Source organism: Gilliamella sp. B14448G11, assembly GCF_016101765.1.
Lineage (GTDB): Bacteria > Pseudomonadota > Gammaproteobacteria > Enterobacterales > Orbaceae > Gilliamella > Gilliamella apicola_N.
In genome coordinates this window covers 13785-31255 of the sequence record NZ_JACFPX010000025.1, presented here as the reverse complement: position 1 = coordinate 31255, position 17471 = coordinate 13785, and the positions used below count along the sequence as shown (strand labels likewise).

Annotated in this window: 16 protein-coding genes, 1 tRNA gene and 1 pseudogene; 9 read left to right on the top strand and 9 right to left on the bottom strand. The window is 33.9% G+C overall.

Annotated features, from left to right (window positions below; all coding sequences use genetic code 11):
- The first annotated feature begins 341 nt into the window (after positions 1 to 341).
- Both H3S88_RS12515 and yegQ read left to right on the top strand, forming a co-directional pair.
- A complete protein-coding gene (locus tag H3S88_RS12515) occupies positions 342 to 539 on the top strand; it encodes a hypothetical protein (protein WP_198229078.1) in 198 nt (65 codons plus the stop codon).
- A gap of 347 nt (positions 540 to 886) precedes the next feature.
- Complete coding sequence (yegQ, locus tag H3S88_RS12510) at positions 887 to 2230, top strand: tRNA 5-hydroxyuridine modification protein YegQ (protein ID WP_198229077.1); 1344 nt, start codon at positions 887 to 889, stop codon at positions 2228 to 2230.
- Between the two features lie 54 nt (positions 2231 to 2284).
- On the opposite strand, the gene proA is transcribed toward yegQ, so the two are convergent.
- The 7 genes from proA to gpt all read right to left on the bottom strand — a co-directional run bounded on the left by proA (position 2285) and on the right by gpt (position 8134).
- Entirely contained in the window at positions 2285 to 3538 is a 1254-nt protein-coding gene (gene proA / locus H3S88_RS12505) for a glutamate-5-semialdehyde dehydrogenase (RefSeq protein WP_198229076.1), read from the bottom strand.
- 234 nt (positions 3539 to 3772) lie between these two features.
- Positions 3773 to 4201 carry a hypothetical protein gene (locus H3S88_RS12500; protein ID WP_198229075.1) on the bottom strand — a complete coding sequence of 143 codons (429 nt, stop codon included), beginning with the start codon at positions 4199 to 4201 and terminating at the stop codon, positions 3773 to 3775.
- Positions 4202 to 4420: 219 nt separating this feature from the next.
- Positions 4421 to 4843 (bottom strand): hypothetical protein, encoded by a 423-nt coding sequence (locus H3S88_RS12495; protein WP_039127450.1) that lies wholly within the window; start codon positions 4841 to 4843, stop codon positions 4421 to 4423.
- Positions 4844 to 4878: 35 nt separating this feature from the next.
- Positions 4879 to 5169 (bottom strand): hypothetical protein, encoded by a 291-nt coding sequence (locus H3S88_RS12490; protein ID WP_039127453.1) that lies wholly within the window; start codon positions 5167 to 5169, stop codon positions 4879 to 4881.
- A 21-nt stretch (positions 5170 to 5190) separates the two neighbouring features.
- A complete protein-coding gene (gene proB, locus H3S88_RS12485) occupies positions 5191 to 6300 on the bottom strand; it encodes a glutamate 5-kinase (protein ID WP_216355746.1) in 1110 nt (369 codons plus the stop codon).
- Between the two features lie 26 nt (positions 6301 to 6326).
- Positions 6327 to 7583, bottom strand: a complete 1257-nt coding sequence (gene frsA / locus H3S88_RS12480; RefSeq protein ID WP_039127458.1) for an esterase FrsA — start codon at positions 7581 to 7583, stop codon at positions 6327 to 6329.
- Positions 7584 to 7600: 17 nt separating this feature from the next.
- Entirely contained in the window at positions 7601 to 8134 is a 534-nt protein-coding gene (gpt, locus tag H3S88_RS12475; RefSeq protein ID WP_081301606.1) for a xanthine phosphoribosyltransferase, read from the bottom strand.
- Positions 8135 to 8284: 150 nt separating this feature from the next.
- Here gpt and H3S88_RS12470 point away from each other — a divergent pair, with 150 nt between their 5' ends.
- From H3S88_RS12470 to serC, 6 genes and pseudogenes are all read left to right on the top strand, one after another.
- Entirely contained in the window at positions 8285 to 9748 is a 1464-nt protein-coding gene (locus tag H3S88_RS12470) for an aminoacyl-histidine dipeptidase (RefSeq protein WP_198229074.1), read from the top strand.
- Positions 9749 to 9963: 215 nt separating this feature from the next.
- Positions 9964 to 10974, top strand: a complete 1011-nt coding sequence (gene argC, locus H3S88_RS12465) for an N-acetyl-gamma-glutamyl-phosphate reductase (RefSeq protein WP_198229073.1) — start codon at positions 9964 to 9966, stop codon at positions 10972 to 10974.
- Between the two features lie 94 nt (positions 10975 to 11068).
- Complete coding sequence (argB, locus tag H3S88_RS12460) at positions 11069 to 11848, top strand: acetylglutamate kinase (RefSeq protein WP_198229072.1); 780 nt, start codon at positions 11069 to 11071, stop codon at positions 11846 to 11848.
- A gap of 107 nt (positions 11849 to 11955) precedes the next feature.
- Positions 11956 to 13173 (top strand): annotated as a pseudogene (locus H3S88_RS12455) (argininosuccinate synthase); the annotation flags it as partial.
- A gap of 265 nt (positions 13174 to 13438) precedes the next feature.
- Positions 13439 to 14812, top strand: coding sequence for an argininosuccinate lyase (gene argH / locus H3S88_RS12450; RefSeq protein ID WP_198229070.1), 1374 nt, complete (start codon positions 13439 to 13441; stop codon positions 14810 to 14812).
- 166 nt (positions 14813 to 14978) lie between these two features.
- A complete protein-coding gene (gene serC / locus H3S88_RS12445; RefSeq protein ID WP_198229069.1) occupies positions 14979 to 16064 on the top strand; it encodes a 3-phosphoserine/phosphohydroxythreonine transaminase in 1086 nt (361 codons plus the stop codon).
- A 58-nt stretch (positions 16065 to 16122) separates the two neighbouring features.
- Here the strand turns inward: serC and H3S88_RS12440 are convergent, their stop codons facing one another.
- Entirely contained in the window at positions 16123 to 16482 is a 360-nt protein-coding gene (locus H3S88_RS12440) for a DUF4156 domain-containing protein (RefSeq protein ID WP_198229068.1), read from the bottom strand.
- 212 nt (positions 16483 to 16694) lie between these two features.
- Here H3S88_RS12440 and H3S88_RS12435 point away from each other — a divergent pair.
- Positions 16695 to 16771, top strand: a tRNA-Ile gene (locus H3S88_RS12435).
- Between the two features lie 263 nt (positions 16772 to 17034).
- Here H3S88_RS12435 and H3S88_RS13610 read toward each other — a convergent pair.
- Positions 17035 to 17253, bottom strand: coding sequence for an ogr/Delta-like zinc finger family protein (locus tag H3S88_RS13610; protein ID WP_080692454.1), 219 nt, complete (start codon positions 17251 to 17253; stop codon positions 17035 to 17037).
- Positions 17254 to 17471: the final 218 nt, after the last annotated feature.

Sequence of the window (17471 nt, the reverse complement as noted above, 5' to 3'; positions counted from 1 at the left end):
TCAACATTAAATTATCAGTCACCGATTGAATACAAAAGAAATCGATGACCTTATCTTTTTGGTACTAAAAAGTGTGGACATACCAAACTTTATTGTAGGTCTTTATAAGTCTACAAACACCATGATGAAAAAATCTACTATCAATGAAAGCTGGCTAGAGATTGATCTGTGTAATAAAGTTATTTTTTTTAATATGTTACCATTTTTATCCACAAGTTTATTCAAGGGTTTTGGGGATAATAATTGCTGAGTTTTTATAAGTGAGAACAAAAAATTGCAAGTATTGAGCTATTTATAAATACATTTTATTTAATTGTTAAACTTTTTTATTAAGGCCTATTATGAGTTATTTTAATTATCATGCGAAAGCAAAAAGGTTAATTAAAGAGGGTCATTTGGTTGGGTATGAGTTTGTAGATAATTGGAATGGTATAAAACCAGCATTAGTCCTTTATTTTGATGAGGCAAAGCCTATGCCGATCCGAGAATATCGTTGGCAAGAATATTTGCCATTACTTAATAGGGGTAAAGAAGAGTGATAATTTTAAAATTGTGCAATGTTAATTAAATAAATAATACAGTCAAGAATTTCAATTTATCTTGTTTTTATCATAACAATTAAATTCGTTTCTAAATGATTTTTGAGTAATTAGATTATATAAATTGGCAATTAAAAAAATTTTATAATCACGCATTACTACAAACTGATAATAATTCAAACATATTATGTGATATTAACTTCTAATTAATGCGATTAAGCTTTGTGTGACTCACCGTTGATACAATAAATTTGCCAATTGCTAGGCTTAAGCGTAAAATGCCAGCCTATTTTTGCTTAACCTATTACAATACTGTAATACTGACTTGAAATCAGAGGCATTTTTAAATGACACTTTTATATGCAAAACCAGAGTTACTTTCTCCTGCTGGTTCCCTTAAAAATATGCGCTATGCGTTTGCTTATGGTGCGGATGCAGTTTATGCTGGACAACCTCGATATAGCTTACGTGTTCGTAATAACGAATTTAATCATGAAAATTTAGCTATTGGCATTAACGAAGCCCATGCGCAAGGTAAAAAGTTTTATGTTGTAGTTAATATTGCTCCACATAATTCTAAATTAAAGACCTTTATTCGAGATTTAGAGCCTATTGTCAACATGAAACCAGACGCCTTTATCATGTCCGATCCTGGTTTAATTATGTTAGTCCGTGAACATTTTCCAGAAATGGAAATTCACTTATCTGTGCAATCGAATGCCGTTAACTGGGCTACTGTAAAATTTTGGCACAAAATCGGATTAACTCGAGTGGTCTTGTCGCGTGAATTGTCATTGGATGAAATTGCTGAAATTCGAGAAAAAGTACCAGAAATGGAGCTAGAAATTTTTATTCACGGTGCGCTTTGCATGGCATATTCTGGACGTTGTTTACTTTCAGGTTATATCAATAAACGTGATTCAAACCAAGGTACGTGTACTAATGCTTGCCGTTGGGAATATAAAATTGCGGAAGGCAAAGAAGACGAAGTAGGGCAAATTGTACATAAGTGTGAACCGATTCCCGTTCAGCAAGTGGAGCCAACTTTAGGTATAGGTTCCACTACGGATAAAGTGTTCATGTTAGAAGAATCAGGACGTCCTGGCGAATATATGCAGGCTTTTGAAGATGAGCATGGCACATATATAATGAACTCTAAAGATTTAAGAGCGGTTGAATTAGTTGGTGATTTAACCAAAATTGGGGTACATTCATTAAAAATAGAAGGCCGTACTAAATCTTTTTATTATTGTGCTCGCACAGCTCAAGTTTATCGTCAAGCAATCGATGCAGCAAGTGAGGGTAAACCTTTTGATCCTCGTTTGTTAACTGAGCTTGAATCTTTAGCCCACCGTGGTTATACCGAAGGATTTTTACGTCGTCACAAACATGAAGATATGCAAAATTATGTGCATAGCCATTCAGTATCAGACAGACAGCAGTTTGTTGGTGAGTTTAGTGGAAAACGTTTAAATGGTTTGGCTGAAATTATTGTTAAAAACAAGTTTTCAGTAGGTGACAGTGTAGAGATGATGACACCTAAAGGTAATACGACTTTTATTATTGAACGTATGGAAAATAAGAAAGGACAACCTGTGCCAGCTGGACTCGGGGATGGGCATATTGTTTATATTCCAATTCCTGAAGAGATTGATTTGAATTATGCCTTATTGATGAGGAACTTCGATTAGTCTAGAAATTAATTAAAACTGTTCGGCTTCACCGAACAGTTACTTTAATTGTTATTATTGACGAATCAAATCATCACCATAACCAATCCATTTATACGTTGTTAATGCTTCAAGTCCCATCGGTCCACGTGCATGTAGCTTTTGTGTGCTAACAGCGACTTCAGCACCTAAACCAAATTGTCCACCATCGGTAAAGCGAGTAGATGCATTGACATAGACAGCCGCTGCATCGACTAAATTGACAAACTTTTCAGCATTGGTTAAATCACGTGTTAATATTGCTTCTGAATGACCACTGCCGTATTCGCGAATATGTTCAACCGCCAATTCAAGTGAATCAACAATAACTATATTTAAATCTTTGGATAGCCACTCTTGACGTAATTCTTCATCTTCAACAGGAAACACGTTGGCAACACCTGTTTCTAAAATTTTGAATGCCTCTGCATCGGCATGTAATATAACCTGATGATCCGCCATAATTTGACTAAGTTTAGGTAAAAATGTTTTAGCGATTTTAGTATGTACAAGCAATGTTTCAAGAGTATTACATGTACTTGGTCTTTGAGTTTTAGCATTTAAAATAATAGGATACACTTTATCAAAATCAGCACTTTCATCGACAAAAGTATGGCAAACACCAATTCCACCTGTAATAACTGGTATGGTTGAATGTTCACGACAAAGTTTGTGCAACGAGGCACCCCCGCGAGGAATAATCATATCAACATATTTATCAAGTTTAAGTAGTTCATTGATGTATTTTCGATCGGGATTATCAATAAATTGTATTGCTGTTTTAGGCAAACCAACTTGCTCGAGTGCTTGTTGAATAATGGTTACGGTTGCACGATTGGTATGGATGGTTTCTTTACCCCCTCTTAATATAGCTGCATTACCCGTTTTAAGGCAAAGTGCAGCAATATCAATCGTCACATTAGGACGAGCTTCATATATTACGCCTATCACACCTAATGGCACTCTGTGACGCTGTAACTTTAAAGTGTTTTCTAAAGTGGCTCCATCCATAATTTGACCAACAGGATCGATTAATGAAATTACTTTTCGCACATCATTGGCAATTGATAATAATCGTTCAGGTGTTAATAATAAACGATCTAAAATCGCTTCATTTAATCCTTGTTCTTTGGCTGCTTGGATATCTTTTTCATTAGCGGCAAGAATTGTTGTGCTGTGTTTTTCCAATAAATCAGCGATAACCGCTAAAACTTTATTTTTAGTTGTAGTAGGGCATTGCGCTAATTGATAAGAAGCAAATTTTGCCTCTTTTCCCATTTGAACTATCATTTTAGACCTTTATTAATTTGATTCACGAATATCTTAGAATAAATTGGACTTTCCTAAAAAGATTTCTTAATTGAATATTACAACATGTATTAGAGTAAATATCATTACTCTAATACAACGATATTCTATTTTTAGCTATGGTGATGACTTCATATTAAAAAAATATATCTGTGAAAATACTTTTTAATAATCAGACAAAACTAAAAGATGAATGCTTATGATTTTGCTTTAGTATTAATTGGTTAATGTTTCTTTATCTTTTAGACAAGTATGTAAATTATTTAAAAGTTCAGTTTTAGTATTATCATCCAAACGATTAAAAGGAATTTTCAAATTTTCTTCAGTCTTACTCGTTTCGTTGTAATAAGCAATAGATATATATTTTTTTTCATATTGTATGGATTTTATATTTTTAAAAAATACTTTGTTCTCCTCTTTCATTGGAGTTGGTCGCAAAGTTATAAAATCTTCACCAATAGTAATATAAACTGACATATATTGAAAAACAAACATTAATAGAGAGCATGTAATCATGATAATCATTGACCCACTTTTAACGGGTAATGATAACAGGAGAATGATTCCAATGACTCCTATCACTATTGTTGGTAATAAAAAACGGCGAGCATAATATTCTTTTACTGTTTGATTTTGTGATTCCATTATTTGTCCTTATGTTAATAATTCATTATTTTATAATAATATTTTCTAAATTTACGGCGAGATCTGTATTCATAGCCGATAATTTTGCTTCTTTCTTGTGAATGATGTCTCGCAATTTGTACTAGAAAAGCATCACTCTTCTAATGTGGTGTTATCAATTCATTAAAAAGTTAAGAGCAAAGATGCCTTAATCTTTGCTCTAAATCATCATTTTTTATCTTATTGTTCCTTATCTTTTAATACAGTATGTAAAGTAGTTAGAAGTTTTTCTTTTGCCTCATCTTCCATGACTGATAAAGGTATTTTTACAGTTTCCTCTTTATTACTAATTTTGTTTTTGTAATTAATAATTACTTTATTTTTTTGATAATCAATTGATGAGATTTCTTCAAAAAGCATACTCACTGAACCTTTTAAAGGTGCAGTAGGTCTATAAGTAATATAATCATCTCCAATTGAGATATAAATCATATTAAATTGCCAAATAGCACGAAAAAGTAAGATTAAAGGTACTGCTAGACTTACATTTTTACCTATAGGAAGTATTAACAGCATGAAAAATACTATGATACATACTATCATCAAAAAAATTACGTTACGTCGGGCTTGAAATTGTTCTATATTTTGATTTTGAGATTCCATTTATTATCCTTAACAAAGTAATATCCATGATATTTCTATGAATTGCGTCTTTCTTCTAATGTTGCTTCATTAGCAAGACTAATTATTTTTTTAGCACCAAAAACCCCAATTAACCCCAAAGGAACAAATAATATGCTGCCAATAATAATTAAAGTACCTGCTAATTTTTTATTTTTTCCTGCAAATAATATTCCTACCGTACTTATTAAAGCAAATATGAATGCAATTGGTAACATGGTTCCATAAAGTTTATCTTGGAGTGAATTCATGTAAATGATTAATACACCAAACCAGTTGGCTATTACACCACCTATAGCTAGTCCCATTTTTTATTTCCTTATTGTTTGTTATTTAATAATCATATCATTTCGATGTACGGCGACAGAGCCGTACTCATAGCCAATAATTTGGCTAATTTCTTGTGAGTGATGTCCGGCAATTTGTTTTAATGCATCACTATTATAACGGCTTACCCCACGAGCTATACTTTTACCTGTTTTATCACAAATATCTATGACCTCGCCACGAGAAAAATTTTGTTCAACCTGTAAAATACCTTTGGGTAAAAGTGAACTGCCATTATTTAAAATGGCATTTACTGCGCCATCATCTAATAAAACTTTGCCCGCTTTGGGCGCACCGAATAACCAATGTTTACGATGCTCTAAGGGGGTCTTAGGCGGGATAAAGCGTGTGCCAACTGATTGGTTATTTACAGTATCAATAATAACATTCGGTTTATTACCTGCTGCAATAATAACTTCAATCCCGGCACTTCCTGCTACTTCGGCCGCTTGTACTTTAGTACCCATTCCACCAGTACCAAGCCCAGAAACACTGTCTCCAGCTATACTACGTAAATTATCGTCAATATTGTCGATTTCATGAATTAATTTAGCATTTTTATTTGATCTTGGATCGGCGGTATATAAACCCGCAATATCTGTTAATAAAATTAATTTGTCGGCTTCAGCTAAAATAGCTGCTAGGGCGGATAAATTATCATTATCACCAACTTTAATTTCAGCGGTTGCTACTGCGTCGTTTTCGTTAATAATAGGAATAATGTGATTGTCCAACATGGCTTTTAAAGCATCTTGCGCATTTAAAAACCTTTCGCGATCTTCAAGATCGGCACGTGTTAACAACATTTGGCCAATATAAATTTTGTAGATTGAAAAGAGTTGTTCCCAAAGTTGTATTAGTTTACTTTGACCAACCGATGCAAGTAGTTGTTTTGATGCAACAGTATTGGGAAGAGTAGGGTAGTTAAGATATTCTCGACCAGCGGCAATCGCTCCAGATGTAACAATAATAATTTTATGTCCATCTTGATGTAAACTAGCACATTGCCTAATTAGTTCGACCATTTGTGCACGATCTAACTGTTTTGTGCCACCGGTCAATACACTGGTACCTAATTTAACAACGACAGTTTGTTGTTTTTTAATGGTCATAACATACTCTTATTTTAAATCAGATCTTACAAAACCGACTCCATCCATTTTACGGACTGAGTTAACGCATCATGCAAGCTTTTTTGTAATGGTGTTTTAGGTATGGTTACTAATTTACTTTGTTTAATTGAACGAATCAATTTTGCTTCATTTAAATTACTTAATACATCTTCTTCAAAAATAATATTCATGACTGGTACAGGGCAAGCATGAGTTAATAATCCTTGATTTTTAAGTGAAAAATAATTTAATTCTGCTGCTAATTGCAAATTAGATATAGAAGGTAATCCAAGGCGACTAGCCAACATGTCTTTGTAGCTATTTGGTAGGTTTTTTTGCAAATCTTTATCTACAAATATTTGATGAACAAAGGGCGTAAAATTGAATAAACCTTTAACCTTATTAGGCATCAAATAAGCTAACCGTGTTGCAAGATGAGATCCGAATCGAAATCCTGCTAAAATAACGCGATTATTATCAACCCATGGAACGGATGACAGTTGTTCCAATATTGCTTGATGAATCTGGCTACTATTTTGAGTTAAAGCAAAATTACGGCTGTATCCCACCGTTGGTAGATCAACTGTTAACATAGCGAATCCGCGAGGAGCTAAATATTCTTTAAAATAACGATAATAATCAATTTGTAAATTGCCCAATGCATTACATATTAATACAACAGGGCAAGTGTTGTCCGTTTTTGGTAAGTGCAAAAACGTTTTAACACTACGACTCTCGACTTTAAATTCCAGCTCTTTGACTGTAAAGGGGGAATAATTGAGTGCTTTCATATAAGCTTGATAAGCACAAGTTTGTGCATACATAGCGAGTTCATCATTTTTGAAATGTGGATAACTAGCAATGCTTGAATATTCACTCGCGATAAGAAAATAATTGTGTAAATTAATTTTATCTTCTTCACTCGGGTTTTCTTGATCGATTGAATCAGCTTTAGATTGCCACAATGCAGCTTGATTTAAAAATTCATAAACCCAATTACCTGATTGATAACCAATAACAGTATCTAACCATTTTTCATTTGTATGACGTTTTGTTGAAGCAGCAATTTTGGATAAAAGTTCTTCAACCTCTAATTTAGGTAATCCTCGCCAAATCCATAAAAAAGGGTTAATGATCCGATACCATCTTGAATCAATTTCACCATCCAAAGGACTTATGCTACTACCGTCGCTACTGTCTATACGATTAATAAGCGCTGATGTTTCAGGATATTCGTATTGTGGTTTAAATATCTGAGCAGATAAATTTTCGGTAGTAGTCATAATTATGTTTAATATCCTTATTGATTATCGCTAATAGGTTTAACAAACATTACCCCTGTATCCCAAGGTTGCTCAATCCAAGTGTCTTGCGCAATGTCAACAATATAATCATCAACAAGCGGTTTACCTGCTGGTTTAGCAAAAATGGTAACAAATCGAGCTTTTGGATACATTTCACGAATAGTATGTGCGGTGTTGCCTGTGTCGACTAAATCATCAACAACAATAAAGCCTTCACCATCACCATTTGCTTGTTTTAAGATTAACTTTTCACGTTGATGATCATGATCATAACTTGAAATACAAACTGTATCTACGTAACGAATACTTAATTCACGAGCTAGGATAGCAGCGGGAACTAGACCTCCACGGCTAACAGCAATGATACCTTTCCATTGGTTTGCAGGTAACAAACGTTTGGATAGTTGGCGCCCGTAAGATTGTAACATTTCCCAAGTGACATTAAATTTTTCTTTTTCAGCGATAAGTTCTGCTTTATGCTGTTTTTGGGCTTTGATTTCTTCTTCTGTTAAAGTTTGTTCTATTGACATGAGTAACCTGCAATTTTAATCGAATATACAAATATAATAAATTAATATTAATGGACTAAAAATAGATGTAAAATTGCACCTTATTATAAAGCGATTACACGAAAAAAACTACTCATTAATTTATTACTGACACAATATTGAGGTTAAATTATGCTTTCTACTTTAAAGCCAAAATCTATTTGGCAGATTTTTAACGATATTTGTAAAATTCCACATCCATCTCATCATGAACAAATGATTACTAAATACATCGTCGATTTTGCAAATACCCATCACATTCATTGTGAACTTGATAAAGTTGGTAATATCTTATTAACGAAACCAGCCAGTAAAGGCATGGAGAATTGTCCATCTATTGCCCTACAAGCACATATGGATATGGTGCCACAAAAAAATGAAGGAACCGTTCACGATTTTACTATTGATCCAATTCAACCTTATGTTGATGGTGAATGGGTAAAAGCTAAAGGTACAACTTTAGGTGCGGATAATGGTATAGGATTAGCTTCAGCATTAGCGGTTTTAATTGATCCCACCATTGAACATGGCCCTATTGAAGTTTTAGTTACTACGTCAGAAGAAACAGGTATGCATGGAGCCTTTGGTCTTCAACCTAATTGGTTAAAAAGTCATTATCTAATCAATACCGATTCAGAGGATGAAGGGGAAATATTTACAGGTTGTGCCGGTGGCGTTGATTTTACTTCCACTTTTGCAGTTGCATACGCAGTTATTCCAGAAAAGCATGATTGTTATATAAGTATTTCGCTTAAAGGCCTTAAAGGAGGACATTCTGGATGCGATATTCATTTAGGTCGTGGTAATGCAATTAAATTAATGGCTCGTTTTTTAGCTGAATATGCGCAAGATGTTTCGTTTAGATTAGCTGATATAAAAGGTGGTTCGTTGCGTAATGCCATCCCTAGAGAAGCTTTTGTTGAAATGACATTAAGTAAACAAGATTTACCTCAACTGGAATCTATTATTAAGCAATATCAAACGATTTTAAATGATGAATTAGGGCATGTTGAACCTTCTATACAGATAAGTTTAGCTGAAGTAACTTCTGATAAAGTTAAACGTGTATTAACTATTGAACATCAAAATAAAATAATTAACTATTTGCATGCTGCGCCTAATGGGGTTGTTCGTATGAGCGATCAGTTACATGGTGTTGTCGAAACGTCTCTTAACTTAGGTATTGTTAATATTATAGAGAATCAATTAAATACGCATTATCTAATTCGTTCACAAGTTGATAGCGCAAAAGATGCAGTTGTTTCAACTCTGATATCGCTTAGTCAATTAACCAACGCCAATTACGAAATCAGTGGAGGATATTCAGGTTGGGAGCCAAACTTGAATTCAAGTCTTTTACAATTAGCTAAAGATAAATATTACGAAATATTCTCACAAAAAGCTAAGATTATGGTCATTCATGCAGGACTTGAATGTGGATTGTTTAAGCAAGCTTATCCAAATATGGATATGATATCAATCGGTCCAACAATTGTATCACCTCATTCTCCAGATGAAAGAGTGAATATTCAAAGTGTTATTCGATATTGGGAATTACTTATAGCGATATTAAAATCCGCGACTCAATTGAAATAAACTATGCATTTTATATGCCTGCTAATATTTAAGAGCAGGCATAGTTAACTTAGTTTTTTATTTTAATTTTTTACTTTGTATTTGCATTAGTATAAACAGCGTTTATTGAAAATAAATTCATAAAAAGTGAATAAAAATTCATTTTTTGCTTGTGTTAACTTTATAAATAACCTACTATATATAACATTGTTGCACTTAAATAAATTAGGATAGACATGTTAAAGGCAATTATTATTGGAGCGAGTGGTTATGCAGGTGCAAAATTAGCTTATTATTTAAGTAAGCATCCACATATTGAATTAATCGCTTTAACGGTATCGGAAAACAGTCAAGACGGCGGTAAACTTATTTCTGATAATAATCTACATCCGCAATTAAAAGGAATAATTGACCTACCACTTATTGCCACATCTGATTATTCTTGTTATATCAATGAAGTTGATATTGTCTTTTTAGCTACAGAGCATTCTGTTAGTCATGAAATTGCCCCTTATTTTTTAGAAAAAGGTTGCACTGTTTTTGATTTATCTGGTGCTTATCGTGTTAATTCTCCAGAATTTTATACCGATTATTACGGCTTTACTCATCGACATCAAAAATGGTTAAATAAAGCTGTTTATGGTTTAGCTGAATGGAATGATGAAAAGATAAAACAAGCGCAATTGATTGCTGTTCCCGGTTGTTACCCTACAGCTGCACAATTACCACTTAAACCTCTAATTGAAGAAGATTTATTAGATAATACTCAATGGCCAGTCATTAATGCGGTCAGTGGTGTAAGTGGTGCGGGTCGAAAATCAACGCATAATAATAGTTTTTGTGAGGTAAGTTTGCATGCATATGGGCTGTTTACTCATCGCCATCAACCCGAAATTGCAAAACATTTAGGGCAGCAGGTTATCTTTACACCACATTTAGGTTGTTTTAAACAGGGTATTCATGCAACCATTACTTGTCGCGTTAAAGAAGGGGTAACTTCTCAAGATATCCTTAATGCATTAAATAAATACTACAAAGATAAACCACTAGTTCGAGTTTATGAAAAAGATTGGCCTGCTTTAAAAGCAGTGGTAGGTCTGCCTTATTGTGATATTGGTTTTGCCTTAAAAGATCGTCATCTGATTCTGATTTCGGTTGAGGATAATTTATTAAAAGGTGCTGCCGCTCAGGCTGTGCAATGTATGAATATTCGTTTTGGTTATGAGCAAACCACTTCACTATTATAATAGACAAATGATTTTTAATTATTATTTTGAAGTCTAAGTAAATAAATCTGATTTTGGATAATTAACCAAAATTAAAACTACATAGGAAGCAGAAATGAAACCATTAATTATTAAACTTGGCGGTGTATTACTTGATAACAAAGATGCTTTAAGTAATCTATTTGTTATTATTCATGAATATAAAAAGAATTTCCGTCGACCATTAATTATTGTTCATGGAGGCGGTAGCCTTGTTGATTCATTAATGGATCGTTTATCCATGCCAGTAGTTCGTCGTAATGGTTTACGTGTTACACCAGCAGATCAGATTGATGTAATTGTTGGTAGTCTTGCTGGTAGTGCGAATACCCGATTATTGTCAGAAGCCAAGAAACTACAAATATCGGTTGTTGGACTCTGTTTAGCTGATGGTAATAGTGTTGAAGTGAAACAGATTTCCGAAGACTTAGGTTATGTAGGTGAAGCTAGAGCCGGCGATCCAACTCTAATCAATTTATTGATAAATTCAGGCTATTTGCCTATTGTCAGTTCAATTGGTATTACTGAAGATGGACAAATGATGAATGTTAATGCGGATCATGCTGCAGTAGCTTTAGCCAAAACTATAAATGCGGATTTGGTTTTGCTTTCTGATGTGGTGGGCGTTCTGGATAAGAATAAACAGCTCATTCAATCTTTAACGCGAGCGCAAGCCGATCTGCTTATTGCAAATGGCGTAATTACCGATGGCATGGTTGTCAAAGTTAATTCAGCTTTCGAAGCGGCAACATCATTAGGACGACCTATTGATATTGCAAGTTGGAAACAATCAGATAAATTAATTGAACTATTTAATGGAAAATCAGATATAACAGGCACAAGAATTATTGCTTAAATAAAATACAAACAGTATATTAAACTAGTTACCAATATTTAAAATATTGAAAACATATAAACATTAGCTCATTTACTTATCGTAAGTTAATTTATAAAGGGTATAGCATGAAAAAAAGTAAAATAAAAAAGGTTGTATTGGCTTATTCAGGTGGTTTGGATACATCAGCGATTATTCCTTGGCTAAAAGAGAATTATGGCGGATGTGAAGTTTATGCTTTTGTGGCTAATGTTGGTCAAGATCCGAAAGAATTAAAAGATGTCGAAAAAAAGGCTAAAGCATCAGGTGCGGTAGCTTGTAAAGTTGTCGATTTACGAGAAGAATTTGTTAAAGATTATGTTTATCCAGTATTAAAAACAGGTGCTTTATATGAAGGCACTTATTATCTAGGGACCTCAATGGCTCGACCAATTATTGCTAAAGCTCAAGTGGAATACGCTTTAGAAGTTGGAGCAGATACACTTTGTCATGGAGCAACAGGTAAAGGTAATGACCAAGTTCGTTTTGAAACAACTTATACGGCGCTTGCTCCACAACTTAAAGTAATCGCTCCTTGGCGTGAATGGGATTTACGTTCGCGCGAAGCTCTAATTGATTATTTAAAAGTTCGTAAAATTCCTACCACAGCAACCGTTGAAAAAATTTACAGTCGTGATGAAAATGCATGGCATATTTCTACAGAAGGTGGCGTTCTTGAGAGCACGTGGAATCAATCTAATGCTGATTGCTGGGCTTGGACTGTCTCACCAGAAGATGCACCTAATAAACCAGAACTTGTCACCATTGGTATTGAAAAAGGTGAAGTTGTTTCAGTCAATGGAAAAAAATTATCTCCATATAACTGCGTGGCAACATTAAATAAAATTGGTGCAAAACACGGTGTAGGTCGTGTCGATATCATTGAAAATCGTTTAGTAGGTATCAAGTCTCGAGGTTGTTATGAAACTCCGGGTGGAACCATCATGATGACCGCTTTAAGAGGTTTAGAGCAATTAATTTTAGATCGTGATAGTTTTAAATGGCGTGAACAATTAGGTTTAGAAATGGCTTATGTTGTTTATGATGGTCGCTGGTTTGCTCCATATCGTCGTTCAATCCAAGCGGCGGCAGATGTTCTAGCCGAAGATATGACGGGTGAAGTTGTGGTAAAACTTTATAAAGGCAGTGCAACTGCTGTACAAAAGAAATCTCCAAATAGCTTATATAATGAAGAATTTGCTACATTTGGTGAAGATGAAGTTTATGATCATAGCCATGCCGGTGGATTTATTCGTCTATTCTCATTATCGTCACGCATTCGTGCTTTAAATGAAGAAAAGCAAAAACAACCAGCCAAAAAGGCTAAAAAAACTGTAACCAAAGCAGAAGATAAGGAAAAAGCGACAACTAAAGTCAAAACTAAATCCAAAACGAAAAAGTAATTTCTGATTTGTAGTTAAATTAAATAAAGTAACCAATATATACAGGCAATGTCCTGTATATATTGCTTTTACTGTTGATTAAATTTAGATTTATTATAAAAATATAACCAGTTAACAACGATAAATAAAAATCGTAGTACAAATAATTAAAGATAGTATTGAGGTAAATATGGCATTATGGGGTGGGCGTTTTAGCCAAGCGACAGATCAACGATTTAAACAATTTAATGATTCATTGCGTTTTGATTATCGTCTTGCAGAACAAGACATCATTGGATCAATTGCTTGGTCTAAAGCATTGGTTACTGTTAATGTCTTATCTTATGATGAACAGAAAAAATTAGAAAAAGCTTTAAATGAATTACTTAATTCGGTTCAACAAGACCCACAGCAAATTTTACAAAGTGATGCGGAAGATATTCATAGTTGGGTGGAGCAAAAATTAATTGAAAAAATTGGTGATTTAGGTAAAAAGCTACATACAGGTCGAAGCCGGAATGATCAGTCAACCACCGATCTTAAATTATGGTGCAAGGTTCAAATATCACAATTAATTAATGCGATAAATCATTTACGCCAAGCGCTAGTGACAACGGCAGAACAACATCAAGATGCTGTGATGCCTGGTTACACTCATTTACAACGCGCTCAACCGATTACTTTTGCACACTGGTGCTTAGCCTATTTTGAAATGTTAACCCGAGATATTAGCCGATTACAAGATACATTAAAACGCTTAGATGTCAGCCCTTTAGGCTCTGGAGCATTAGCCGGCACAGCTTATCCAATGGATCGCGATGAATTGGCTCACTGGCTCGGTTTTGCAAAAGCAACTAATAATAGTTTAGATTCCGTATCAGATCGTGATCATATTCTAGAATTACTTAACAATGCTTCCATTGGGATGGTTCATTTATCGCGTTTTGCTGAAGACCTTATTATTTTCAATAGTGGTGAAGCAAATTTTGTTGAATTATCCGATAGAGTAACTTCTGGTTCGTCACTTATGCCTCAAAAGAAAAATCCTGATGCATTAGAACTTATTCGCGGTAAAGTAGGGCGAGTGGCTGGAGCATTGGCTGGCGCTATGATGACACTTAAAGGCCTGCCTTTGGCTTACAACAAAGATCTTCAAGAAGATAAAGAACATTTATTTGATGCTATCGACACATGGCAAGAATGTTTAGATATGTCAGCTTTAGTTTTAGAAGATATCAAAATCAATTATAAAAATTGCCAAGAAGCAGCAAAACAAGGTTACTCAAATGCAACTGAACTTGCTGATTATTTAGTCTTAAAAGGCATCCCTTTCCGAGAAGCTCATCATATTGTTGGTGAAGCTGTTGTTGGTGCAATCGCAAAACAAAAAGCATTAGAAGAACTCTCATTAGAAGAATTAAAGTTGTTTAGCACAGTTATAGATGAAGATGTTTACGAAGTACTATCGTTAGAATCTTGTTTAGCCAAACGTTCAGCTAAAGGTGGTGTATCGCCACTACAAGTTAAAATTGCTATTGCAAACGCTAAAAAGCAGTTATCCTAATTATCCGAATTATTTTTTTAATTATCTGATACCTTGCCGACAACCAGTCGGCATTTTTATGCAAATCTAGCGATTTAACAAATATTTTTACTAATAATGTGATTGTATATCTTTTAAGAGAGTGTAAAAATAGAGCTCTTTTTTAAATGGATTGAAGTGAACTGTAATGAGTAGAAGTTATAACTTTAGTGCTGGCCCAGCCAAATTACCTGTTGATGTATTAAAGCAAGTACAAAATGAACTGTTAAATTGGCATAATACTGATGCTTCTGTTATGGAATTAAGCCATAGAGGCAAAGATTTTGATGCATGTGCTATTGAAGCAACAGACGATCTGCGTGAGATATTAAACGTACCGAAAAATTATAAAATTTTGTTTTGCCAAGGTGGTGCTCGAGCACAATTTGCCGCTGTACCATTGAATATTTTAGGTAATAAAACTACTGCCGATTATATAAATAGCGGATATTGGAGCCAATGTGCTGCTAAAGAAGCCAGCAAATATTGTCAAATAAAGGAACAAAATGTTGTTGTAAAAGAAAACGGTCTAACCTCGGTTAAACCTATGTCTGAATGGAAATTAAGCGATGATTCGGCTTATGTACACTATTGTCCAAATGAAACTATTGACGGTATTGAAATTTTTGAAGAGCCTAGTTTTGGTGATAAAACAGTTGTTGCCGATTTTTCATCTTGTATATTATCGCAACCCATTGATGTAAGTAAATATGGCATAGTCTATGCGGGCGCACAAAAAAATATTGGTCCATCAGGTATTACAATTGTTATTGTACGTGAGGATCTTATTGGTTATGCTCATAAAATCCTACCGTCAGTATTAGATTATAAAACTTTGCAAGATCATGATTCAATGTTTAACACCCCTCCAACATTTGCTTGGTATATGTCTGGATTAGTCTTTAAATGGATTAAAAGTCTTGGGGGATTGAATGCAATGCAAAAGCGTAATCAAGCTAAAGCGCAATTACTTTATCAATTTATTGATCAATCTGATTTTTATCGCAATACTGTTGCTACAGCTAATAGGTCGATAATGAATGTTACTTTCTTATCACCGAATGAAGAACTCGATAAAAAATTTGTTAGCGAAGCAACTAAGGCGAACATCATTGGTATTAAAGGTCATCGAATTGCTGGCGGTATGCGGGCATCAATCTACAATGCAATGGATATTGATGGGGTAAATTACTTAATTGATTTTATGCAGCAATTTGAAAAACATAATGGTTAAACCAAGTTTAAATTAAAAAAAGGGAGAATAAATCTCCCTTTTTTATTAAATAATAATGTTATTTACAATTATAAACTTCACCGACCATGACTACATCTGTTGGTGCAATATCAGAAATATATTGTTGTGAGGCATCTTGCGCATTATAAATCATATTTCCACCCATCGCCGCGGCATTATTTCTAAGTTCCGATGCTGCATCACGAATAAGCTCACTGTGAGTTTTTAAACCAGAAAAGAAAGTACTACGACGACCTTCTGCTTTACCTAAATATTGACAGTTAGCAGCAGGCTTAGTATCAATAAACTGAACTTGACTACCAGCAGCCGTAGGTTGATAGTTAGAACCACTACAAGCATTTAAAAACAATGATGTTGAAATGGCTGCACTAATAAGTAATAATTTTTTTATAGACATAATATTCCCTCAACCAATAAAGCACGAAAATAAACCGAATTATTGTATCAGGATAATTAAACAAATAATATCAGATCTTATAACTGACCAAAATCCAATAAAATAAAGCTTAATAAATAAGCAAATCAACCTTTTTTATTAATTTAACTATAGCAAATTCCATTTAACTCTATTATAATCGCAACCCTACTAAGTCAGTAGCACATCTAAATGGCCCCTTAGCTCAGTTGGTCAGAGCAGTCGACTCATAATCGATTGGTCACTGGTTCAAGTCCAGTAGGGGCCACCATCAAAGATATTTAAATTCAATAAGTTACTTCCTTTTATAATATTTAGTTAATCGTGTGATTTTGGATTTTGGCGATAAAATGGCGGTTGATATTTTTCTAATTTAATCTTTTTATCTTGTATAATAGTAGATAGTAGATAGTAGATAGTAGATAGTAGATAGTAGATAGTAGATAGTAGATAGTAGATAGTAGATAGTAGATAGTAGATAGTTGTGCTAGGAATAGGGGACCAGATTGATTTATGACTCAACCTGGTAATGTTTTAGGCTTTTTTGGCGTGTCGGCTGTATGGCGATATTGGTATGTTAACTTTTGGATCTGGGATTGCGCTTGGTACAATAGTTTCAGATATGGATTGCATTGCAGTGAAAGTATGTCCGCAAAATATGTTGGAGCATTGGTAATACTGTTTGCGGGTTAAGTTACTAATTTCTTCACTCGATCTTATAAATGTTTTATTTCGACAATGTGGACATTTCATGTGACAAACCTCTTTTATTAAGTTTAATTTAATTTTACATTAATTTAAACTTAAGTCTAGTGTTTTTTTATTTTACTTTTTATTTAATTTTACATTGCTTTTGATTAAATGGCCGTAAAGTTTAGATGAACTATAGCTTGATTAGCTATCAATTTTAATAAGTTTTTTGATTAAGTTGATGACTCTTTGTGATGAGCCATCATTTACATAGGTTTAAA

What these genes read in the sequence shown, in the direction of transcription:
- argH (WP_198229070.1), top strand. Translation starts at nt 13,439, where the DNA reads ATGGCATTATGGGGTGGGCGTTTTAGCCAAGCGACAGATCAACGATTT.
- H3S88_RS12495 (WP_039127450.1), bottom strand. Translation starts at nt 4,843, where the DNA reads ATGGAATCTCAAAATCAAAATATAGAACAATTTCAAGCCCGACGTAAC.
- serC (WP_198229069.1), top strand. Translation starts at nt 14,979, where the DNA reads ATGAGTAGAAGTTATAACTTTAGTGCTGGCCCAGCCAAATTACCTGTT.
- yegQ (WP_198229077.1), top strand. Translation starts at nt 887, where the DNA reads ATGACACTTTTATATGCAAAACCAGAGTTACTTTCTCCTGCTGGTTCC.
- argB (WP_198229072.1), top strand. Translation starts at nt 11,069, where the DNA reads ATGAAACCATTAATTATTAAACTTGGCGGTGTATTACTTGATAACAAA.
- H3S88_RS12515 (WP_198229078.1), top strand. Translation starts at nt 342, where the DNA reads ATGAGTTATTTTAATTATCATGCGAAAGCAAAAAGGTTAATTAAAGAG.
- H3S88_RS13610 (WP_080692454.1), bottom strand. Translation starts at nt 17,253, where the DNA reads ATGAAATGTCCACATTGTCGAAATAAAACATTTATAAGATCGAGTGAA.
- frsA (WP_039127458.1), bottom strand. Translation starts at nt 7,583, where the DNA reads ATGACTACTACCGAAAATTTATCTGCTCAGATATTTAAACCACAATAC.
- H3S88_RS12500 (WP_198229075.1), bottom strand. Translation starts at nt 4,201, where the DNA reads ATGGAATCACAAAATCAAACAGTAAAAGAATATTATGCTCGCCGTTTT.
- argC (WP_198229073.1), top strand. Translation starts at nt 9,964, where the DNA reads ATGTTAAAGGCAATTATTATTGGAGCGAGTGGTTATGCAGGTGCAAAA.
- proA (WP_198229076.1), bottom strand. Translation starts at nt 3,538, where the DNA reads ATGATAGTTCAAATGGGAAAAGAGGCAAAATTTGCTTCTTATCAATTA.
- H3S88_RS12470 (WP_198229074.1), top strand. Translation starts at nt 8,285, where the DNA reads ATGCTTTCTACTTTAAAGCCAAAATCTATTTGGCAGATTTTTAACGAT.
- H3S88_RS12490 (WP_039127453.1), bottom strand. Translation starts at nt 5,169, where the DNA reads ATGGGACTAGCTATAGGTGGTGTAATAGCCAACTGGTTTGGTGTATTA.
- proB (WP_216355746.1), bottom strand. Translation starts at nt 6,300, where the DNA reads ATGACCATTAAAAAACAACAAACTGTCGTTGTTAAATTAGGTACCAGT.
- gpt (WP_081301606.1), bottom strand. Translation starts at nt 8,134, where the DNA reads ATGTCAATAGAACAAACTTTAACAGAAGAAGAAATCAAAGCCCAAAAA.
- H3S88_RS12440 (WP_198229068.1), bottom strand. Translation starts at nt 16,482, where the DNA reads ATGTCTATAAAAAAATTATTACTTATTAGTGCAGCCATTTCAACATCA.